Source organism: Mycobacterium zoologicum, from assembly GCF_020181635.2.
GTDB classification, from domain to species: Bacteria; Actinomycetota; Actinomycetes; order Mycobacteriales; family Mycobacteriaceae; genus Mycobacterium; species Mycobacterium zoologicum.
In genome coordinates, this window is record NZ_JAYJJS010000042.1 from 1 (window position 1) to 20,336 (window position 20,336).

Annotated in this window: 18 protein-coding genes and 2 pseudogenes; 11 read left to right on the plus strand and 9 right to left on the minus strand. The window is 68.3% G+C overall.

Going from position 1 to position 20,336, the window contains the following annotated elements:
* Nucleotides 1-59: 59 nt before the first annotated feature.
* Together darG and K6T84_RS22395 are read left to right on the plus strand one after the other, a co-directional pair.
* A pseudogene (gene darG / locus K6T84_RS22390) lies at nucleotides 60-527 on the plus strand (type II toxin-antitoxin system antitoxin DNA ADP-ribosyl glycohydrolase DarG); the annotation flags it as partial.
* A 3-nt stretch (nucleotides 528-530) separates the two neighbouring features.
* Nucleotides 531-620, plus strand: a pseudogene (locus K6T84_RS22395) (FitA-like ribbon-helix-helix domain-containing protein); the annotation flags it as partial.
* Nucleotides 621-630: 10 nt separating this feature from the next.
* Here the strand turns inward: K6T84_RS22395 and K6T84_RS22400 are convergent.
* Both K6T84_RS22400 and K6T84_RS22405 read right to left on the minus strand, forming a co-directional pair.
* Nucleotides 631-2,004: an AAA family ATPase gene (locus tag K6T84_RS22400; protein ID WP_329786861.1), complete on the minus strand. Its 1,374-nt coding sequence runs from the start codon at nucleotides 2,002-2,004 to the stop codon at nucleotides 631-633.
* A 221-nt stretch (nucleotides 2,005-2,225) separates the two neighbouring features.
* Nucleotides 2,226-3,278 (minus strand): CPBP family intramembrane glutamic endopeptidase, encoded by a 1,053-nt coding sequence (locus K6T84_RS22405; RefSeq protein WP_329786862.1) that lies wholly within the window; start codon nucleotides 3,276-3,278, stop codon nucleotides 2,226-2,228.
* Between the two features lie 130 nt (nucleotides 3,279-3,408).
* Here K6T84_RS22405 and K6T84_RS22410 point away from each other — a divergent pair, with 130 nt between their 5' ends.
* Nucleotides 3,409-4,308: a DNA-processing protein DprA gene (locus K6T84_RS22410; RefSeq protein WP_329786864.1), complete on the plus strand. Its 900-nt coding sequence runs from the start codon at nucleotides 3,409-3,411 to the stop codon at nucleotides 4,306-4,308.
* Entirely contained in the window at nucleotides 4,305-5,066 is a 762-nt protein-coding gene (locus K6T84_RS22415; protein ID WP_329779797.1) for an amidophosphoribosyltransferase, read from the plus strand. Before K6T84_RS22410 ends, K6T84_RS22415 begins: the two co-directional genes overlap by 4 nt.
* On the opposite strand, the gene K6T84_RS22420 is transcribed toward K6T84_RS22415, so the two are convergent.
* The 6 genes from K6T84_RS22420 to K6T84_RS22445 form a co-directional block, all read right to left on the minus strand.
* Nucleotides 5,011-5,274: a hypothetical protein gene (locus K6T84_RS22420; RefSeq protein WP_329779798.1), complete on the minus strand. Its 264-nt coding sequence runs from the start codon at nucleotides 5,272-5,274 to the stop codon at nucleotides 5,011-5,013. The two genes, K6T84_RS22415 and K6T84_RS22420, sit on opposite strands and share 56 nt — an antisense overlap.
* A gap of 26 nt (nucleotides 5,275-5,300) precedes the next feature.
* On the minus strand, nucleotides 5,301-7,547 hold the full coding sequence (locus K6T84_RS22425; protein ID WP_329786865.1) for a hypothetical protein: 2,247 nt from the start codon (nucleotides 7,545-7,547) through the stop codon (nucleotides 5,301-5,303).
* Nucleotides 7,544-8,152 carry a hypothetical protein gene (locus K6T84_RS22430; RefSeq protein ID WP_329786866.1) on the minus strand — a complete coding sequence of 203 codons (609 nt, stop codon included), beginning with the start codon at nucleotides 8,150-8,152 and terminating at the stop codon, nucleotides 7,544-7,546. Before K6T84_RS22430 ends, K6T84_RS22425 begins: the two co-directional genes overlap by 4 nt.
* Before the next feature lie 1,727 nt (nucleotides 8,153-9,879).
* Nucleotides 9,880-10,053 (minus strand): hypothetical protein, encoded by a 174-nt coding sequence (locus K6T84_RS22435; protein ID WP_329786867.1) that lies wholly within the window; start codon nucleotides 10,051-10,053, stop codon nucleotides 9,880-9,882.
* Between the two features lie 110 nt (nucleotides 10,054-10,163).
* Nucleotides 10,164-11,351, minus strand: coding sequence for a hypothetical protein (locus K6T84_RS22440; RefSeq protein WP_329786868.1), 1,188 nt, complete (start codon nucleotides 11,349-11,351; stop codon nucleotides 10,164-10,166).
* Between the two features lie 41 nt (nucleotides 11,352-11,392).
* Nucleotides 11,393-11,767 (minus strand): hypothetical protein, encoded by a 375-nt coding sequence (locus K6T84_RS22445; protein ID WP_329786869.1) that lies wholly within the window; start codon nucleotides 11,765-11,767, stop codon nucleotides 11,393-11,395.
* A gap of 114 nt (nucleotides 11,768-11,881) precedes the next feature.
* Between K6T84_RS22445 and K6T84_RS22450 the strand changes: the two genes are divergently transcribed.
* Entirely contained in the window at nucleotides 11,882-12,307 is a 426-nt protein-coding gene (locus K6T84_RS22450) for a hypothetical protein (protein WP_329786870.1), read from the plus strand.
* Nucleotides 12,308-12,897: 590 nt separating this feature from the next.
* Here the strand turns inward: K6T84_RS22450 and K6T84_RS22455 are convergent.
* Nucleotides 12,898-13,623 carry a chymotrypsin family serine protease gene (locus K6T84_RS22455; protein ID WP_329786871.1) on the minus strand — a complete coding sequence of 242 codons (726 nt, stop codon included), beginning with the start codon at nucleotides 13,621-13,623 and terminating at the stop codon, nucleotides 12,898-12,900.
* A gap of 141 nt (nucleotides 13,624-13,764) precedes the next feature.
* On the opposite strand from K6T84_RS22455, the gene K6T84_RS22460 reads away from it, so the two are divergent.
* From K6T84_RS22460 to K6T84_RS22485, 6 genes are all read left to right on the plus strand, one after another.
* On the plus strand, nucleotides 13,765-16,245 hold the full coding sequence (locus tag K6T84_RS22460) for a hypothetical protein (protein WP_329786872.1): 2,481 nt from the start codon (nucleotides 13,765-13,767) through the stop codon (nucleotides 16,243-16,245).
* Complete coding sequence (locus K6T84_RS22465) at nucleotides 16,242-17,030, plus strand: hypothetical protein (RefSeq protein ID WP_329786873.1); 789 nt, start codon at nucleotides 16,242-16,244, stop codon at nucleotides 17,028-17,030. The genes K6T84_RS22460 and K6T84_RS22465 overlap by 4 nt, the downstream gene beginning before the upstream one ends.
* A gap of 44 nt (nucleotides 17,031-17,074) precedes the next feature.
* Entirely contained in the window at nucleotides 17,075-17,713 is a 639-nt protein-coding gene (locus tag K6T84_RS22470) for a hypothetical protein (RefSeq protein WP_329786874.1), read from the plus strand.
* 162 nt (nucleotides 17,714-17,875) lie between these two features.
* Nucleotides 17,876-18,205 carry a hypothetical protein gene (locus K6T84_RS22475; RefSeq protein WP_329786875.1) on the plus strand — a complete coding sequence of 110 codons (330 nt, stop codon included), beginning with the start codon at nucleotides 17,876-17,878 and terminating at the stop codon, nucleotides 18,203-18,205.
* Nucleotides 18,202-18,669 carry a hypothetical protein gene (locus tag K6T84_RS22480; RefSeq protein ID WP_329786876.1) on the plus strand — a complete coding sequence of 156 codons (468 nt, stop codon included), beginning with the start codon at nucleotides 18,202-18,204 and terminating at the stop codon, nucleotides 18,667-18,669. The genes K6T84_RS22475 and K6T84_RS22480 overlap by 4 nt, the downstream gene beginning before the upstream one ends.
* Nucleotides 18,662-20,257 (plus strand): ATP-binding protein, encoded by a 1,596-nt coding sequence (locus tag K6T84_RS22485; RefSeq protein ID WP_329786877.1) that lies wholly within the window; start codon nucleotides 18,662-18,664, stop codon nucleotides 20,255-20,257. Before K6T84_RS22480 ends, K6T84_RS22485 begins: the two co-directional genes overlap by 8 nt.
* Nucleotides 20,258-20,336: the final 79 nt, after the last annotated feature.

A 20,336-nucleotide genomic window follows, 5' to 3' on the forward strand; every position in this document is an offset into this window, starting at 1 on the left:
ACCGTCACACCCTGGGCCCGCGATACCGTTCTAGCTATGACAGCCCAGGCGGGTGGATGTTGATTAGCTACGGCAGTGGTGACCTGCTTAAGGCTGATGTCGAGGCTCTTGTGAACACGGTCAACTGCGTGGGCGTTATGGGCAAAGGGATCGCCTTGCAATTCAAGCGTCGTTACCCCGAAATGTTCTCGGAGTACGAGAAGGCATGCAAGCGCAACGAGGTTCGGATTGGGTCGATGTTCGTCGTGGAAACCGGCGAGCTGACAGGCCCGAAGTACGTCATCAATTTCCCCACCAAGAGGCACTGGCGATCACCGTCGGATTTGTCGTATGTCGACGAGGGGCTCAAGGACCTCGTACAGGTGATCCGCGAATTGAAGATCACGTCGATTGCTGTCCCGCCGTTGGGTGCGGGCAACGGCGGGTTGGCATGGCGAGATGTCGAGCCTCGTCTTACTGGTGCGTTCGCGGAGCTGCCTGAGGTTCACGTCGTGATCTATCCACCGGCGGAAGGTGTGCGCCCTATCGCTCCTCCCCCGCTTGCCGACGACAGCCCCGGCAGCGACTTCGACTTCGAGCCCGAACGCCTCGGCCTGACCGCCCGCACCCCGGAGCTGTGACCTACCTCCTCTACAGGTAGCTGCCGGCGGCCGGCATCACCGGCCTAAACCGGCCGCCACGCGCCACAGCCAGCAGGCCGGCGGTGTCGACCGTGCCCTCACCAGCCAACACGGCCCGACGCACCACCTCCCGCAACTCCGCACCCGTGGTCTGCATCGGTAGCGCAGCCACAACGGCGGCCGCGTCCACACCCTCCCCACCGGGGACCTCCTGCAACAGCCGGTCCAGGATCAGCCCGGCTGCCGCCGGCCCTGGCGGGGGTACCTCGATGATCGAGTCGAACCGGGCCGCGCGCACCGCTGCGGCATCAAGACTTGTGACGTCGTTGGTGGTGGCCAGGACCAGCAGCTGTGCCGCCGGATGACTGTCGAGCGCCGCCAGGAAATCACCCAGCGCCATACCTCCGTAGGTCGCCTTGCGGGAGCCGATGAACAAATCGACATCCTCGATGATCACGACGCTGGGGCCGATGTCCACACACTCGTCGAACACGGTCCGCAGGGCGGTGGCGCCGACACGGGCATCGACATACACCACCGTGAATCGGCCGGCCATCTCGGCGGCGATCACCGCGCAGCACGCACTTTTGCCGACACCAGGCGGGCCGACCAACATGGCACCTCGACGCACACCCAGCCCCATACTGCGCATCTGCCCCGAAAGGTGGTCAACCGCAGCGACATTCAGATCCAGCTCCGCCCACAGCTCCGGCGCGGCAACAATGTCGGCCCGCGTGACGGCCGGCCGTTCCACCACGTCGAACTGAACCCCGCCCATCACATATTCCGCACGCAGTACCCGGCCCCGGAAGATGTGGTGATCCTGCTTGGCCCGGTCCAAGATACGGTCCGCCAGCTCCACCGCGCGCACTCGGTCATCCGGCCGGACGTAGATCGTCAAAGTCGCCGGCCGCGCCTGCCCCTCCGGCGGGCGGATCGCCACCACCACGGCCGCCCCCGACACGAGCGCATCGCTGTAGAACGCCAGGCCCGCGGGGAAATGGTACGTGTCGGGGCCAGCGTCCACGGTGTCCCACCGCGGCCCCGTGACCGCATCCCCGTAGGCGCTCAGCGCCGACACCACCGGCTGGTACTCCTCGATGATCGCCGCCAAGGCCAGGCCGACCATGACACGGCCCACGCCCGACAGCTCCCGGCGCTCCGCGACCAGCTCATGCACCCGCTGTCCCATGTGGGTCTCGACGAATGCGGTGAACACGTCGCGGCTCGCAACCTGGCTCGTCGGCTCGATATTCATCAGCAGCTCACCCAGGGCGCGCAAGGTCTCCTGGATCCGCGCTGCCTGCCCGTCGAACCATCGCGCTAGGCCTGGAATCGCTTCCTCGGCCTCGCAGACCACCGCGTCGCCATTGTGGTTAACCATAAAAAGGGTCTCGCTTTCTGTTCGCGTCTCAGCAATGCCAGATAGCCCCTCAGCGCCGGCTAGCACCTCGGGTGGCTACACCTATTGCGGATCGCCCAGAACATCGGCGAGAACAGCCCTCAGCAGCGCAAAAGCTGCCCCCAGTGGAAACCGGCGCATCCAGCGCACGCCCCGATCGTGGAGTGGGTCATGCCGGCCAGCATAGCGTCGCGATCTTCCCGCTAACCATTGTTGGCCGCCGACGCCGCCTCACCGTCGATACCGCGCACCCAGCCACGCCTCACGGCCGCCGCGTGCAGTTGCGGGCCGTACGTCACCAACCCGTACATCAGCCCCGCAAACGACAGCGCCCCTAGCGCGACGGGCAGGACGGTTGTCACCACGGCGGTCAGTAGTACACCGCCGAGGTGGTAGTCATCACCAGCAGCACCCAGGGCGTTCAGTAGGCCGTGGCCGATGATGACCGGCCATAGCATCCGGCTCCAGTAGATCAAGAGCAGCGCGGCCGACGACCAGACCGCGCACCACAGCACCACGGCGCCGATCGCGGCGACCAGAGGCGTAGCGCCGGCCGCGTAGTACACGTGCATCAACGCCCTGGCCAGCGAACTCACCAGAGCGAGCGGAATGAACGTCCGGGCACGCAGCCGCGGCCACAGCAGGGCCAGCAGGCCGACGTAGACCGGCTCCTCCACCGCGCCGGCCGGAACGTAGGTCGCCAGCGCCCAGCCGAACGCGGCGAATCCGCTGCCCGGCACATCGGGATATCCCGGCATCCCCTCAACGCCGAACGCCGCTTGAGCGCCGGCCTTGAGCCAGTGCGCGGCGATATCCGCCAGGAAATATAGGGCGATCACGAGGGCGGCCAGCCCCGCTGTGTCTCGCCACGCCCGCGCAGGCCGGTGAGAGACGTAGCTGCGCCGGCCGGCTGACAGCCACGCCCGCACCAGCAGCCACGCCGTCACCGCCATTACCGCGGCGACCGCCGTCATCGCAGCGCTCACGGCCGACGGGCGCACCACTATCGGCGGGTGCCCCGGCAGCAGCGGCCACACCGCCGACACCACAGCCGGCGACTGCAACGCCACCAGTGCCGACCCATACACACCGGCCCGCACACCCCGGCCACGCGGCAGGCACCGCCATAGCAGGATCACGAAAATCGTTGCGGCAGTCATTATTACCGCCTCGACGCCGGGCATCCGCCACCACGGGTCCCCGATCCAGGTCTGGATCGCACAGCCCGTCCACCACAGCATCAACAGGATTCGCATGCGCGCATCCTCGCCTAAAGGTGAGACACGGCGCCGCAAACGCATTCTGGCGGCCTTATCACCTGCGGAAACGGTGCACGTCTTAGGCTGTCGGCAGGTCGTGCGACGATCCACGAGGAGGTGATCTGGGATGGCGACCAGCAGCGCTCACGAGAGCGCCACACTGCTGGCCTTGCTGCAGCTGCGGCCGAACCGGATGTCGTGGCCCGAGATCGCCACCGAGGTCGCCCTGCGTGGATCAGCCACCGCACTGTGGGATGAGATCTACCCGGCCACCCTCGAGGGAATGAGCAGCGCCGAGGACACCGCCCGCCACGACGCGGCAGCCACCTGGGCACAGTGGGCCGCCAGTGACTTCGACGTCATCACCGTCCTCGACGACAGCTACCCGGTGGCCCTGAAGGCCATTCATCAGATGCCGCCAATGCTGTTCACCCGGGGGGAGCTGCGGCCCGTCGAAACCGCTGTGTCGGTGGTCGGGTCCCGCGACGCCAGCACCGAGGGAACCAAGATCGCCGCGAACGTGGCTCGCGGCCTTGCCGAGCGGGGGATCGCGGTCCTCTCCGGCCTGGCGACAGGCATCGACACCGCCGCGCACCGCGCTGTCCTCGACTCCGGCGGCCGCCCCATCGGCGTCATCGGCACCGGCATCCTGCGCACCTACCCGGCAGCGAACAAGGCCCTGCACGCGGAGGTCGCCGCCGCCGGCGCCCTGGTCTCCCAGTTCTTGCCCGACGCGCCCCCTCAGAAACACAGTTTTCCGATGCGCAACGCGACCATGAGCGGACTCGGGGTGGCCTCGGTGGTCGTCGAAGCCGGCGAGCACAGCGGCGCCCGTATCCAGGCCCGGGTGGCCGTTGAGCATGGCCGGCCGGTGATCCTCACCGATCTGGTGGTCAGCCGTACTCAGTGGGGCCGTGCCCTACAGGACCGGCCCGGGGTCTTCGTCGCCACCAGTACCGCCGAGGTCATGCGCGTCGTCGACCGCATCGTCGAGCTCATCGCCGAACCGGCGCTGCCCGTCCTGTGACGACGCCAGGCGAACAGCAGGCCCGGCTGCTGGTCGTCGCCGCTGGAGGCTACCTGCACAACATCATTCGCGAGCCACAGGTGACGTGCGCGACCTGCGCCACCCCGGTCGACGGCTACACGCACTGCATCAAATGCCAGCAGGACGCCAGCACCCCCGGTCTAGCCGACCTCGTTGTCCCGCTGACCTACGTACTGGCACGGTCCCAGTCCGGGCTGATGATGCGCCAGTACAAGGACGACCCGGCCCCGCAGGTCCGCAGCGCCCAGGCGCAGGTGATCAGCAGACTGCTCTATCTCGGCATCGTCCGACACCAGCGCTGCGTCGAGACGGTCATCGGCCAGCCGGTGAACCGCCGACTGGCCATCCCCGGCAGCCCCAACCGCATCGGCACGCATCCATTCATCACGATGGCCACCGCGATGAACGCCGTAGAGGCCTCCCCGCAGCTTGTCCCGCGCACCGACATCCCCATCTCGGACCGTGACGTCACCCCGGCACGCTTCGCCGTCTCCCCACCGTCGACGCGGTTCGACGGTCAGCACGTGATGCTCCTCGATGACACCTGGACGACCGGGTCTCGCACTCAGTCAGCGGCGATACTGCTCCGCCAGCACGGCGCCACCCACGTCACGGTGATGACGGTGGCCCGGTGGATCGAACCCACCTGGGGAAGCAACCCCGGATTCATCCGAACCCGGCTTACCGCCGATTTCGACCCGGATCGATGCCCGGTGACCGGCACAACCTGCCCGTAGGAATCTGTCGGGCCAGGGCATCGCGATAAGTGCGCACCGCATCGCCGTATTTCGCTGCTGCGGCCTCGAAATGGTGGGCTGCCTTCATGGAGGCTTCGGTGCCGGCCTTGTAGTGCTCGAAGCCGTCCAAGAGATCTTCGACGGCGCCGGCCAGCACCCGGTTGTTGTGTTCAAGGGTGACGATGCGGGCGGCCTGGTCTGCAATCACGCGTAGACCGTACCGTCGCGCCGTGGTCAGTTGCCGGCAGGTGCAGCGCCCGGGTCCATGCCCGGCTGCCCGCCACGCGGCGGCGTCGGAATGAACGCCGGATCCGTTGAGGGCGCCGCCGGCGGTGCGGGCGGCGGCTCAGCATGACCGGAGGTCTGCTGGATCACCTGCTCCTCCGGCGAGGGTGCGCCGTCGTCGGCGAGCCGGAAAATCCCCTCATGCGGGCCCGCGAATTTCGCAACCTCGTCGAGCGGCTTGACCTCACCACGCTCGGTGATCACCATCGCCTCGCCGTCCTGCTCACCCAAATAGTGCGAATTCTGATTGTTGGCGCCCATGATCACGTCACCCGGCTTGATATCGGCGCCAGCGACCGGCGTGCCGATGTCCTGCCCGGGCGGAGGCAGACGGTATCCGGCCTCAGCCGCCGCCTGCCGCAGGCTCTTGTGGCTCGATCCGTCCGTGCCGGACAGGTTGTGCGCCAACGCCGCGGCTTTCGGATTGTCGAATGTCCATTTCTTGCCGCCGATTTCGGTGGTGTTGGCCGCCCCGGGCGGACCACCCGGAGTGCCCGGGGCGCCCAGGGCTGGCCCGGGCTTGTTGACCGCGGGCTGCACCTTACCGGCGCCGGGGCCCGCGACCGGCGTGCCCAGTGGCCCTTCGCCAGGCTTCTTGGCCTTCTCGTCAGCCTTCTCCTTGAGCTGGTCGTCGAGCGCCTTCTTGAGCGGATCCTGCAGTCCGCGCGCCAGTGTGGCGTCATTGGGCCGCGGGATCGCACTGCCAAGCCCGCCCGGCATGCCACTGCCCAGGCCGGGCATCGACGGCATGGTCGGCATGCCCATTCCGCCGGGCATCATCGGCATACCCGGCATTCCGCTTTTCAATAGGGATGCAAGGTCTTTCGCGGGGTCCGGCCCCGACGCCGGTTGCCCCGAGACTTTCGAGGTATCAGTCACGTCCGGCACCGGAACCGCCGGTGCGACCGGTGCGGTAGGTCCAGCAGGTGCGGTCGGCGAAGGTGCCGAGCCTGTGTCCAGGCCGTGGTACGCCGTGATCCGGAACGGCTCGGCGGCGGCCGCGAGCGCCTGGGCGGTGCGGTCCATGGCCTCCGTCGCGCTGCGCAGCTCATCGGCGGAGTTGCTCATCCGGTCGCCGTTGATGTGGTTGGGCAGGAACGGAATCAGTCCGCTGGTTGAGTTGTGGATCTCCACCCGGTTCGCGGCATTGATGTCACGGAACGCCTGGTAGGCGCGGTTGGCGTTCTCCGCGCCGGCCATGAGCTGGCGGCCGACAGCTGGCAGCACGGTGGTTTTCAGCTCCTCGAGGGCGCCCACATTCGGCTTGACCTGAGACCACAGCTGCTGCAGGTAGGGCTCGTCAGCCGCGGCCGCCGTGTATGCCGCTCGGACACTTTCCGCTAGCTCACCCACCCGGCCCTGCATCTTCGTGATCGACGCCGCGACACCAGCGAAATCACTGGTGTGTTCGATCTGCGGCGACGACGGCCACACATCATCGGGATGGAACCGGAACGCAGCGGAATTGGTGCGCACCATGCCCTGATCCATCTGCACGATCGCGGGATCGCGGTTGCCGTCGTGGGTCACCGGCAGAAACTGTGTACGGGGCGGGGATGGCGGCTCATCCAAGCCCGGCGCCGGACTGCCCCCACCGAACACCCGGGCGACCAGGTTGTTGACTGCGGAGCGTTCCCCGGAGTCGACCAGCCAGAACATGGTCGTCAGCGCGGCCCCGAGGCCGGGGATCGTCATGGCGCCGGCCCGCAGCGCCAGCTTGGCGCCGAGCTGCCCGCCGCGCTTGGCGGCCTGCCCGCCGGCATGCTTAGCGGCCGCTTTGTACTCGCCCTGCGAGAGTGCCTCGGCGAGCTTCGAGCGGGCTTTGTCCGCCGCCTCTTTCCCGCCCTGTTTTCCCTTGCCTCCCTTGCCTTTACCTTTCCCCTTGCCTTTCTTGGTGTCGGGTTCGGATTGGGGTGGCGGGCCCGCGGCGAGGCCGGTCAGGCGTTGGTGGATCGCGTCGTGGCCCACGATCTTGTGCAGGGCGGCGGCGGCACCGAACGCCTCAGCGGGGTGCATACCGGCGGCGTGAAGGTCGGCCAGTGTTGTGGCGGTGCGTCCACCCCCGGCCCCCGCGTGGGAGTCGAGATGCGGTGCCCGCACCGGTGCCTGCCCGGCCGCCCCCATAGGCCCACCCAGTCCGAACCCATGATGACCACCCAGGCCACCCGGGCTGCCCAGGCTGTTGTCGCCGGTCATCGCCCGCCTCCCCAGATGCAGCCGGCCTCGGTGATCCGCGCGGCCGCCAGCCGCACCGGATCGTCGATGGGCGGCGGGACGGTCCAGGCGTCGGGCCGGGGCGCATCGATCACCGCCCGGTCGGCGGCAGTCAGTCGCAGCTGCTCGCCTGGCGGCAGCGAGCCTGTCGGCCAGGGCACCGCCGGATCCCCGCCGGCCGCCAGGTAGCTCGCATCAGCCAGGACCGTAGCGCGGTGCCCGGCCAGCAGCAGGGTCTCCCAGCGGGCCCTGTCGCGCGGCGTCAGCCAGCCGGCGGCCACCAGCAGACGCGACCGGTCGGCGATGTGGCCGACCACCCGATCCGTCAGGTCGCGGGTCTCGATGTACCAGGCGGTCAACGCCTGCGGCCCGCCGGTCTCCCAAGGCTGCGGGTCGTCGTCGAGCAGCTGCACCGCCGCCTCGCGCACCACCTGGCAATCGGTGGCCAGGGCCGTAGCCAGCTGCGCCCGCCACCACGAGTCCGGCCGACCGATCCGAGCCTGCCACAACACCGGAAGCAGCAAACCCGCGCGGGCCATGGCCCGCGTGTCGTCATCGGTGGTCTGCGCGGCCCGCGCCGCGTACACGGTGGTTAACCACACAGCTGATCGGCGACACACTGTCGGTGCCAGATTGGCAACGCTAACAATGGAATCCGTCATGCTCTCATTCCCCCCGGTTGAGCACTGGTAGCACCAACGCTACCGGGACGGGCCGCGCAATCTTGGCTGCGCCGCGCCCACCACCCCGGCAAACATGCGTTCATGGGCGAGCTGCGTGGCGCCGAGCGGCGGCGAGCGCCTGCCGGGCCGCCTCAGCGCCAGCTGACCGCGTACGGGCCGCATCAACAGCTGGCACCGCTACTGGTGCAGATCCCCTGCCAGTGGCTCGGACTGCCTGCAGCAGCTGAGCACCCCGACCCAGCCCCCGGCCCTTGTCCTGGCCGGTGGGGACGCCGCAGGCGTCGCCACCCTTCGAGTGACCACCGCCGGTCAGGGCTGTGCGCATGACCGCGAGGTGGCGAGCCCGCTGCTCGTCACTGGCCACCGCTAACGGCGCGTCGGGCACGTACTGCGGCGGGGTCGGTGTCGCCACGGTGAACTGGCGAGCAGGCAGGCGCCGCAGCCGATAGGCCAGGAACGCTCCCGGGCGGTCGATGTGATCGGGCCATGACCAGCCGCGATCGACGGTTTGGCGATTCAGGGCGTCGGTGAGCTGGCGACCGGTCCACGCAGCAGGATCGATGCCAGCGCTGGTCAGGGCGTCACAGACCGTGCCGATGTGGCTTCGTCCGAGGGCCGGTGCCCGCAGTACGAGATCGGCGGCGAGTCGCTGCAGGGCCAGGGGCCGCGGCGTGCCGCGCCAGCGGCGGGCCTGCGGTCGTGTTGGTGAGGAATTTCCTCGCGGCGCGCGGTTACGCGCGCTTGGTGAGTTACTCCCTACGGGAGCTTGAGGACTACAACCACCTAACGGTGGTAGGTGGACAAAATCCACAGCCGCATGGGCTGACCTGCGGCTGACCAGGTGCCATACAGACGTCCGTCGGCCGTAGCCGGGGGTGCGTGCTGAGCCGTGTCCGCGTGCGGCCTCTACCGCCCAGCCGGCGGCGCCGAGCACCGTCCAGGCTCTGGTGACCGTACGTGGGGCGCAGCCAACCCGTGTGGCGATCAGCTCGCGTGCCGCGGCGGCGTTGCGGCCGGTGGCGTAGTCCGCGTGGGCCGCCCAGGCCGTAGCGACCGCCATCAGGGTCGCTGTGGTGATCGAGATACGCAGAGGGCCCGCTACTGCGCGGACAGCGGCCGGTGTGGCCCAACTTTTGACGTCGGCCAGCCAGCTGGCGCGGCTACGCCACACCGGGGTGGACGCGGGGACCGCACCCACGCGCTCAATCCAGGTTCGCCGCTGGCGAGCTACGCAGGCCCGCCGGAGCCGCGCCGCTGCAACGTCGTGACCAGCGGATTTGCTGGCAGCTGTGGTGGCGTGGTGAATCGCCAGGCCACTCGGCATGTTGCCGGAGGTGCCGCCGTCGCTGCAACATACGGCGTTGTTTACAAAAGTTTGATCACGGTATGGCGCGGTTGGTAGATGGTTAACCGAATATGCGCTACCGTGAGGATTGCTAGCCAAAGCAAATCCCCTCGGGGAAGGTCGCGTAACAGCGGCCAAACTCTGAATCGAGCGCCAACTCGATTCAGACCAGACCGAAGCCCTCGCCGTCAGGCGGGGGCTTCGTCGTCATATGACGACGACTGCCTGTCACGCTGCGATATTTAAATGTCGCGTCTGCCGCCCGTCCACCAGCGGCGCCCAGGACTCACATCGCCAGCGGCAATTCCTCACTCGCACTGTCGCGCCCGAGCACACGGGCGAGATCAGGTCGCTCGATGGTCAGGCACATGGAGTCGGCCACGAACTGACTGACAGAGCAGCCGGCCTCACGAGCGCGCCGCGCCAGGATGAGATACGCCTCCTCGGGAAGGCGACTCATGACGAGCCGCCGATCCCCCTTATGTGGTTGAGCCATACCAGAATCCTGTACGACTATCAGATAGATACGGAGCTGCGACACGCCAACCTGCCGACCAATTTTTCGGAGAGTCAGATCCACGGGTCGGCCTGGCGTAGGTCAGCCAGGCTGTCGGCGTGACTGACAACCGCCAGCCGGGCGAGGAGCCGGTCTCGCATGATCGGGTCGTCGGCAACGCCGGCCGCCAACAGAGCCCGCTCAAGCCGGGCCTGCCGGGAGCCGGGCCAACGCCGCGGCCGGGCCAACGCCGCGGCCCGAGCCGCCTTGCGATCCCGGATCCGCTGTGCGGCATCGCGCCCGTCATCAGCCAGGCCGATCCGGGCCAGACCTCGCTCGCGCAGCTCCCGGCCGATCCGGCCCAGTGTCCCGGTCTGGTGGTGCCGCGCCCGCAATTCCAATCCGAGGCCCAGGTGCAGCATCACCGTGCCAAGCAGTGGCCCCAACAGGATCCGGCCAATCGCTTCCTGCGGAGTGGATTCGGCCCACGCCATGTACGCCATTGCCGCGCACATCGCCCACACGATCAAACGAAAGGCACCGGGCCTGCCGTGGCAGTGGACATTGACTGCCATCCCCGCCCCGCACACCACCAGGGCCAGCTCCCCCACCGCGAACATCACCAGGCGCTCGCCGCCGGCGGTGGGGATGTGCAGCACGCTGTCGAAAAATCGCCAGCTGGTGTTGAGCGAGACCAGCAGGGACACCACCGCCACCGCGTAGCACGCGAACGCCACCAGAGGGGGACGCTGCTCGAGGGGACGGTCCCCCGTAGCCGTGTCCCCATCAGCCGCAGCAGGGACTGTCCCGTTGACCGGGGACAGTGCGGGGGGACGGTGTCCCGAGCGCCCCGGGTGTCCCCCGCCGTCAGTGGGGACGGTGGGGACACCGTCACCGGCCCGATGCGGGACACCCGCCGGCTCGGACGTGAGTTGTGGGGACGGTGGGGACGCCTCGACCTGCGGATTCCCCACGGCGAGGTGAAGATGTCCCGGGTGTCCCGCCCTCCCCGAGGGGACACCGTCCCCGGGACGGGGGGACGGTGTCCCCTCCCGCACGTCCCGCACGATCGGGGACACCTTGCTGCGGGACACGGTCACCCCGTACCCAGCCAGCCACGCCATCACGTCAGCTGTGGTCGCCGCCGGCAGCGTCTCCGCGGCGTAGCGGATCTTCGCCGCCTTCGTCTCCAGGGCCGCCAGCGCCGCGGCGTGCGGATCGTCGTCAGTGGCCCACAAAGTGGGCGCCAGGGCAGCGGTCATATGTAACGTCTCCAATCGTCGGTCTACGGGCAGATCGGGGCTTACGAGCCCCAGTTGCTGAGGGGATCGATCGGGCGAGCCGGCAGCGCCCGGCCTTCGAGCAGCAGCACCACACCGGTGTCGCCGCCAGAGTCACAGGGCACCCACGAATGCGGGAGCACACGAAGCCGATGCTCAGCGATCAGCCACTCATCCACGGCCGCGAACATCGACGACAGCGGCACGTCGGGCAGGTCGCGCTCGCACACGACTACCTCGCTCACATCGGCATCCGGGTCGTCGTCGTACCAGGTCGTGTCCTCGCGGATCAGCGTGGCGTGCAACGTGGCGCCGGCGGTCTGCAGGGACAGCTCCGCACGCCAGGTCGTCTCCGTGGCGACGTGGCCGGACAGGTCAGTGCTGATGGCTGCAGTCATGGTCAACTCCGCTTCATCATCAAAAAATAATTTGATTGAAGTACAACATACATTGTGAGTGTTATCAAGACGATGATGCACTTAGGTGTAAGCCAATCGCGATATAGTCAGGCCGTGGACGTATCGGCCGCCGACCTCGCTGAAACCGCAGCGCGCATCACCGCTGCCGCGCTCGAGTGCGCGCGGATCGCCGCTGCTGAGCAGGTGATCGACTCAATGAAGGCCGGCGACATCCCGATCACCACTGCCCCGGCTGCGCTCGCCGAGATATTCACCCGGCGTGATCAGGGCGACGCCACATATCAGGCGGTGGCGCCGTATGAGCAAATGTGGGCGCTGCTGGTCGTTCGCTTCGCCGATGCCGCCAATCGCACCCCGCCACTGGCCGATGCGCAGGCCGTCACCGATGCACGACTACGCGGGGCATCGTGGCAGGCGATCGGCGACGCGTTGGGAGGCCTCACAATGCAGGCCGCACACGGGCGGTATGCAGCGCGGGCGGATGTCGCCTCACGTCGCCGGCGCACCAGCTCCCGCTGACCGCACCCACATCCCAGGTACTGTTCGCTGCGCATCAAAACCCGAGCGCCCTTGCGCCCGTGACGATTTGCACGAGCGCGATGACTCAGCCGTGGATGCCCCCAGAGACAGACCTGGGGTGAAGAACTATTCGGGGCCGGTGCGGGGCCGAGCCAATCCACCTTGGGGCCGTAAGCGGGGTGGGCCTGGGGTGGACGTGGGGCCGAGGCATGGCGACTCGGGGCCGGGTTCGGGGCCGTATGTGGGGCCGGATATAGCCCCTAGTGGAGCCGCAGAGAACACACACGCACACACGCGACCTGCGGGTTTGTGTGTGTGTTTGCACCATCCGCGCCCGCCGACCGAGATCAACCGGGGCCAGCTCGGGGGATGCCCGCCGGGGGCGCTGGGGGCCGGTGGGGCCACTAGATCGTCCTGAACGCAGGCGCGGCCGGGCCTGGCTGGGGCCGGGTGCTGGGCGTCAAAGGGTGGTGCCAGGGCGATTCAGTGATCCGGACAGAAAGCTCGGAGATGGCACAGCAGACGGGCGCGCCAGTGTTTGCTATGCGATGGTTAAACCAAGGTTTATAGATTTGCTGGCGGTGGCGCGGTCAGCGGTGGTAGCCGACCGATGTGGCAGGCGCCGGCGTGGTGTCGACGGTGAGCTGCCACCGCGGCAGCCAAGGCCCGATCAGCTCGGCAACCGTCCCGCCGGAGGTGTCCGAACCCCTCACCGCGATGCCGACAGGAGAGGCCGTCCCGTCGCCGTTCCGGTAGTAGACGGGGCCACCGGAGTCGCCGCGTGCGGCTGGTGCAGCGAACACAACCTTGGATGGCGTGAGGGCGATGATCGGCCCGCAGGCGAGGTGTGTGGTGGCGCCGTAGTGGCAGAGCTGCTGGCCGACCTCGAGCCGCGCGGGATCAGCAGGCGCGACGGTCGGCCGAATCCCGATGATGCGCGAATCGGTCGCCACCGGACCAGTAGCCGTGCGCGCGTTGCCGATCCCGAGCACGGCGATATCTGCGTCCTCACCCTTGCTGCCCTCATCGATGTGATGAGTGAAGCGACCGATGCCCTCGAAGCCATGAACGGACGAGTTGAAAACGGCACCACCGCCGTGCTCACAGTGGCCGGCGGTGAGTAGTCCGGGGCGACCGTCGGCGTCATGCACGAGCCAGCCCGCGGTGCATACGCCAGCAGGGGTCGTATCGGCGTTGTAGGTGCCGATGGCGACGCCGGGCGCTACGGCCGGCGCCGGGTAGTCGGACAGCTGCGGGTCGGCCTGGGCCGGCGCAGCGGTCAGTACCGCGCAGCTGATCGCTGCAGCGAGACTCAACCGGCCGCCCTTCATGGGGTCATTATCGCCGATCAGGCACCGGGACGTCGAGAGCTTGGGTCCCGACACGTTTGCTGATGCCTGGGAATGTGTCGTTGCTGGTAGCTACGCTGCTGATACAGGCCAACGGGAGGGGCAACGATGAGCGGCGGCGATATTCAACGGCATTCGGATCAGCCGGGCTGGGATGAGGTGGTCGGGTCCAGCTGGCCGGACGATTCGGAGTCGAAGGCCTCGGAAACGGCGCGGGAGCATCTCCGCATCGCGTCGGCGATGGGTGAGGCGTCGCAGGTCGCCGGCCAGGGCCGTGACTACGCGACCAGTGAGATGGAGGGCGAGGCCGCAGAGGGCATCGCCACCAAATTCGGGAAGCACGCCGGTGAGTTCGAGGACCGTGCATTGAGTCATCAGTACACCGCGGGCTGGCTGCTGGAACTGGCTGGCGCGATCGCCGCCGCGAAAAATGCGATGAACGCCGCGGCGGAGATGCACCTGGCGGACCACATGGCGCCGACGGCGCGCGGCCTCACCAAGCTCGATCCGAGCGCCCGCACTCAGGCGCAGAAGGACGCCTCGCTGCAGGCGGCACAGGCGGCGGTGCAGGAGGCCGCCGCCACCTTGGCATCCGCGAAATCCACCGTTGCCGTGGCGATCGCATCAAGCCAAAAACCCATGCTGGTGCCCAAGGTCCCCGGCGGGCCTAGCAGTGTCACCGATGGAACCAAATTCACCGGCCAGGATCGTGTGGGTATGCCGGCCACCGATCCAACGGCGCTGTCGTCGCCGGGCCTGTCCACTCCGGGCCTGTCGAGCCCAGGATTGACAAACCCGGGGCTGACGAACCCGCCGCCACCGACCCTGCCGGCGGGCGCCGGCGGACCATCTGCAGGTGCCGGCGGGCCGTCCGCACCGGCCGCACCACCGGCCATCTCGCCACCCACCCTGCCCACCGAGAGCGGCGCCGGCGCCCCAGCGGCTTCGCTGTCCGGGGACAGCGCGGGTGGCTCGCCTACAGGCATGGGAGGCATGCCGATGGGTGGAATGCCCATGGGCGGTGGGATGCCGATGCAGCCGCCGCAGATGCCGCAGATGCCCACCCAAACACCGGGGGCTGACATCGCGAAAACCGCGGGCGACACGATCGGAAAGTTCGCGGGTGGGAACGGTGGCGGCGGGGCGCAGTCGTTGGATTCCGCGACGCTCGACAAGCTCCTGGACGCGAACTCGTCGTCGAATGACGATGACGGCGGCAAATTGTCCGACGGGTCGGGTGTGGTCCCGGCCAGCGACAAGAGCCCCACTGGCGCGGGCGGGCCGAATGGCCTGGGCCACAACGGCGCTGGCTCTACACTGACCAATCCATACAGTCCCGCCAACGCGAACCCGTCGCTGAATAGCCCGACACCGTTGGTGGGGCCGCCGTCGCCAGCCGCGGCGACGGTCACCCCGACCCCACCGGTGGTGTCCGCGCCGGTCACCGAACTGTCCGGTGACGAATCTGCGCCCCCACCGGCCCACACCTCTGCGCATCCCACGACCAGCATCTCTGGCGATCCCGCCGGGCCGACGCATAACGGCAACAACCCCAGCGGTGACCGCCAGCAGCCACCGCCCGCCGTGATGGGCGGCTATCCCGCCGCTGGTGGCGGCGGCCTAGTCCCCCCGATGGGCGCCGCCGCTACACCGACAGCGTCACCGGTAGCAGGTCCGGTGATGGCCGCCGGCGGAGCTGCAGCGGCAGCACCGTTACTGCTGCAGGCGAACCGCACGGCAGACAGTGCACAGCCGCCGACCGGCGGCGGCGAGCACCTCGATTTCGGCCCGGACCGCCCCGCACGGTCCCCCGAAACCGTGACCGCGCACCGGCACCTGGCCGGCGTGACCGCCGCCTTCAAGGAACGCATCGGCCAAAAATGGAACCCGCCCGCTCTCGCCCTCGGCGTGTTCCATTACGCCGAGGCCGCTGCGGCCGCGCCGGTCATCCGCTACATCCTGGCCACCGCAGACGGCCTGTCGGTAATCCCGATGGGCGTGAAGCTCCCAGCAGGCATCGAACTGCTCGGCGCCGCCACCGAACGACACAACCGGTTCGCGTCGGAGTGGTCCGGCCACGAACAGCCGGCCCTGAAACTGATTGCGGCCGCCGAGGCCTACCCCGACCTGCTCGGCGAGCTGAGCTACATCGTGAGCAGCAAAAGCGGGGACGACGACTCATCGACGAATGTGACCGCACCACCAGCGAAATCAAGGTCGGGCGTCGTCGAGGTCCGGCAAGACAAGGCCGAAGTGGACGCCCTCGTCGCACGGGGTGAGGCGTCGCCGGCCGTGGTGAGTCGATCCCTGGTCGACTTCCCGATCATCAAGCCGAGCGAGGGACCTGTAGCCGTGGACACCGTCGGGCGGGTGTGGGGATTCGATGACGGCACCCCCGACGACCTGGATCAGGCCACGACCATGCTCACGGCCGCCCGATGGGGAGGGCGCACGGCCAGCCCGCCGGACGACGGCGCGATCCTCGCGACCTACTGGTACGTGGAAGGGCGGGTCGCAGCCTCGATGGGCCGCCTTGATGACGCGGCCTACGCAGCGACCCAGGCGGCGCGAGTCCAGGTGGCACGATGACCGAGCAGTCCTGCATCGACATCATCGCCGCGTTCGCCCGCGAGCAGGCCACCCTCCCAGCACCCAGCGCCTACGCCGAGCCCGAATGGCAGAACTACTGGGCTCACGCGCGCTTCAACTGCGCCCGCATCTGGCTGCTGCTACCAGTGCTGTGGAGGATCCGATGCGGCGAAGCCGACGCCGGCTGGCGAGATGAGGTACGAGCCGTCGCCCAGGCCGTAGCCCCCACCTCACTGGAGGTCACCACCGCGGCGATGGCGGTGGCGGACCTGCCGCCGCAGCCGTGGGACCCGGCAGATCACGGTCCGCACACCACGTACCAGGCTGCCGCCGACACCTGGTACCAGGCCTGCAGTGCCCTGCTGCTTGACGCAATCTTCAACGTGCAGGATGCCATCGCCCAAGGCCGCGTGGACCTCGCCAATCGCTGGTACACCGAGACCCTCCCCCTGGCCTGCAGACAAGCCGCAACTGTCCTCGAGGAGAGTTGGCGGAACGCCCGCAACATGGGTGCAGGGCCCGCAGCGGCAGGCTTCAGCCACGCCAATGGGCGGCTGATCGACGCCGTGCTGCCCAGGTATTGGCTGGCCCCGTACAAACGGTCGCGGCCACCGGACGTGGCCGCGATCAAAGCTCTCCGCGAGCAATTCCTACGCGACGCGCCGCCGAAGCCCCAGGCCCCGGTCCAGAGCCCGGGAATCGATCCGCAGATCACCGCCGCAATCGAGGTCAGCATGAACCGGATGGCCGCTGTTGAAGAAGCACGCCGCCGCCTCAACCGCTGACACCTGGAGGTGCCATCGTGGGTGTTTGCGCCGAGCATCAGCGCGTGGTGCTCACACGGGACGGGTTGTCCGACTGGGATGCGACAGTGGGTGTTGTGGAGTACCGGCGCGGTTCTCGTCATCGAGTGATGCGGTGGATGTGCTGCTGCGTGCTGGCCGCGGCGGCAACGGTAGCGGCAGTGGTGGTACCGCTGCTGCTGGTGCCGATTGCCGCCGCCGTCCCGTCGTGTCCGGAGCCGTTGGTCTCGGTGTGGGATCCCGTAGTCGGCGCCTCCACATACGCCAGGCCGACCACCACGAAGGGCGACACGGAGGTCAGGCCACCGGTGCTGTGTCCGTTCGACATGGTCCGCGTCGGATCGGATCCGGGTGAATGCGTCAAAAGGGTGTCGCCCTCGCCGTGGCCGCGCCGGATCGGTGTGGGCGTTGCGGTCGTGGTCGGGGCTGCTGCCGTGCTTTGGTTGTGGGGCTACATCGAGGTCCGCGCCGAGATGCGTGCGGCCGCGCTAGATGAGGCCGACGACGACGAGGACGACGAGGACGACGAGGATGCGGATGAACCGGATGGGCCGGCGTTTGCTGATTCGCAGCCCGGCGAGAGTGTGCAGCAGCAGGAGCATCAGCTGCTGATGGATGAGCTGATCGCCGACGAGCTGCGGCGGATGCGAGGCCAGGACCACTAACCACACCGTTGCAGCATGCGAATTATTCATCAAATCGCGGGCTACTACTCGATGTTATTTGCATGATGCAACGGTATTTTGGGTGTTGTGGGCCGGGTACCGGTTCCTGGCAGACCCGAAGCCCGGGCTCGCCCCGTATTAGAAAGACCGAGGGAGACCCGGGTGGCCAGACGTCCGAGCAAGGGCCCGGCCGCAGCTGCGGCGAGCCTGGTCGCAGCGCAGGCTCGGGTTGCTGGGCAGGCCGGGGTGCTGGCCGATCGGGCCCAGCGTGTCCACGCCGCCATCGACCCGGAAGGGCCTTTTGCTCCGGGATTCGCCGGCGCGACAGCGGCGCTGTTCGTCGCGGCTGACGACCTGTGCGATCAGGTGCGACGCCAGGTCGTACTTGATCTCGCCGGCACCTTCCCTCATTCGACCATCGCCGAGATTGTCGGTATGAGCGTGTGGTGGGTAGGCAAGGTCGTCCGCGAGGCGGAGGCCCGCAGCAGATGACTGCGTGGGAGTCGGTAGAGCGGATCGGGCTGGACGGCCTGGAAGACCTTGCGCGGGAGCTGGGCATTCTCACGTGGACCGAGCCACCCCCGCAATCGGTCTGGTCGCTGCTGTGGTCGGGGAAGCTGCCCCGGACCGACTATCGCGGCTGTGAGCCGGTGTCGGTCCGGGAGATGGCCGGCGACACCGACAGCGTCATCGTCGAATGGGAGCTGAAGGGGGCTCGCGCGCACATCGGGATGCTCAACGCCGTCGCCGAACAGATGCTGACCTCACTGGCCATTAACAGAGTGCGGAAAACGGAGCGAGTCGACCGCAGCAACAGGGTCATCCAGATCTTGACCAACGATCTCGTGGTGCACTACCCGGAGCAGGAGCAGGAGCGGGTGGTGACCGAAACACCCATCGTGGTCCGTTCTTGGCGGACGTCCTACTCAACGCTGATCGGCGGCCGCGATGAGTGAGCCGGATGACTTCCTGGAGGGGTTACGTGCGGCCCGTGATGAGGCCCTGGCCGCCCCGCCCCCGGTGCCGGCTACCGACCCGACCGAGTCGCCGGCAGACTATCCGGCACTACAGCCACCGCCACCGCCACCGGTCGTGACGAGAGCCGAAGAGGCTGCCCAGCCGGTGGCCGCCGCTGATCCCTTGGGCACGGCAGAGAGGCAGGCGGTCGCCACCCGCCGTGCCCAAGCCCGCCTGGCTGCGATGAGTCCCGAGGAGTACGCGCGGCGCATCCGGGAGATCCAGCTGTCGCGGATGTCGCCGGAGGAGGCCGAAGCGGCCCGTCAGGCCGACGAATACGCGATCGCGCATCGAGAGTGGGAGGCGATCGGCGCCGACCTTCGTGAGCGGTATCCCGTCCTCGGCGAGGTGTGGGGGTCTGGGCAGGCCGGGGTCTGGGAGCTGTGCCAGGACGCCGGTCTGCTGTCGACCGAGACCGTGCCTCGGACCAACCCGGACGGCTCGACAACCAAAGTGGTCCGCGAGCGGTGCCCGACGCTGGTCGGCATCAACGAAACGCGCGACGGCCTCGAGTTGGCTTTCGAGCCGCTGCCCGGGCAGTCGCTGGCCAAGTGGCGCACCGCCGTGGGGCCGATGCGTGCCGCGCTGGGCCTGCCGACGCTCATCGTCGACCAGGTCGGCCCGCACATGGTCGTGCGCACGCTCGATGTCGTGCGGCATCTCGCGGCCGCTCTGCCGCGGCCGGGGGTGCTGGCCTTCGACTGGGTGGCGGCGCGGTCGGTGCTCGGTGAGACCGCAGACGGGGCGCTGGCCTGTATCGACTGGGCCAACAACAGCGGGATGGTGGTCGGTGGCGTGCCCGGATCAGGGAAGACAGCGTCGTTGCTGCCGGTGTTCGCCGGGATGGCCGGCCATGTCGAACTGCACGTGTTCGACGGGAAAGCCTCGTATGACTGGGAGCCGCTGCGCCGGATCTGCCGCACGTTCGACGCCTCCGGTGACATCACTGCTCCCCTACCCCTGCTGGACCGGCTGGCGGAACTGCGGGAGCTGCGGGCCCGCATGCTCTACGAGCAGACCGGGCACGCCAACTTTTGGAGTGTCCCGGCGGCGCACCGCGAGGCGCTCGGGTTGTACCCCGTCGTGGTGGTGCTCGATGAGGTGCAGACGTGGCTTGACCCGACTGGCCTGGACCCCCAGGAACGCGAGGTGGTGACCCAGATTCGGCGCACTATCCGCACCGCAGTGCAGAAAGGGCGATCGTCGGGGTTGCTGCTGGTCGTCACCAGTCAAAAGCCCACCGCGGACGCCATCCCGACGAACGTGCGCGATAACTGTGACTTGAGGATTGCGTTCCGGGTGAAGACGCGCCCGGCCGCTGAAGCTGTCCTCGGGGATATGCCGGAGAGGTCGCCCCGGCCGACCGAGATACCGCGGTCGGCCCCCGGTCGCTGTGTTCTCGACACCGCCGCCGGCCACCAGCAGGTCCAGGCCTACTACGTGGAGCCGACAGCGATCACCGCCGCGCTGGCCGGCTATCAGCCGGTGCCCGATCAGTGGGCATTCGCCAACGCCCGGGCCGAATAGCTCCGGCCATGGGAGGTCTCCCGGCTGGGCGTGGCATCAGGCAGGCGGGTACCCGGTTGATGAGGATGGTCGGCTAGAT

What these genes read in the sequence shown, in the direction of transcription:
- K6T84_RS22400 (WP_329786861.1), bottom strand. Translation starts at nt 2,004, where the DNA reads ATGGTTAACCACAATGGCGACGCGGTGGTCTGCGAGGCCGAGGAAGCG.
- K6T84_RS22405 (WP_329786862.1), bottom strand. Translation starts at nt 3,278, where the DNA reads ATGCGAATCCTGTTGATGCTGTGGTGGACGGGCTGTGCGATCCAGACC.
- K6T84_RS22410 (WP_329786864.1), top strand. Translation starts at nt 3,409, where the DNA reads ATGGCGACCAGCAGCGCTCACGAGAGCGCCACACTGCTGGCCTTGCTG.
- K6T84_RS22425 (WP_329786865.1), bottom strand. Translation starts at nt 7,547, where the DNA reads ATGACCGGCGACAACAGCCTGGGCAGCCCGGGTGGCCTGGGTGGTCAT.
- K6T84_RS22435 (WP_329786867.1), bottom strand. Translation starts at nt 10,053, where the DNA reads ATGAGTCGCCTTCCCGAGGAGGCGTATCTCATCCTGGCGCGGCGCGCT.
- K6T84_RS22440 (WP_329786868.1), bottom strand. Translation starts at nt 11,351, where the DNA reads ATGACCGCTGCCCTGGCGCCCACTTTGTGGGCCACTGACGACGATCCG.
- K6T84_RS22445 (WP_329786869.1), bottom strand. Translation starts at nt 11,767, where the DNA reads ATGACTGCAGCCATCAGCACTGACCTGTCCGGCCACGTCGCCACGGAG.
- K6T84_RS22460 (WP_329786872.1), top strand. Translation starts at nt 13,765, where the DNA reads ATGAGCGGCGGCGATATTCAACGGCATTCGGATCAGCCGGGCTGGGAT.
- K6T84_RS22465 (WP_329786873.1), top strand. Translation starts at nt 16,242, where the DNA reads ATGACCGAGCAGTCCTGCATCGACATCATCGCCGCGTTCGCCCGCGAG.
- K6T84_RS22480 (WP_329786876.1), top strand. Translation starts at nt 18,202, where the DNA reads ATGACTGCGTGGGAGTCGGTAGAGCGGATCGGGCTGGACGGCCTGGAA.
- K6T84_RS22485 (WP_329786877.1), top strand. Translation starts at nt 18,662, where the DNA reads ATGAGTGAGCCGGATGACTTCCTGGAGGGGTTACGTGCGGCCCGTGAT.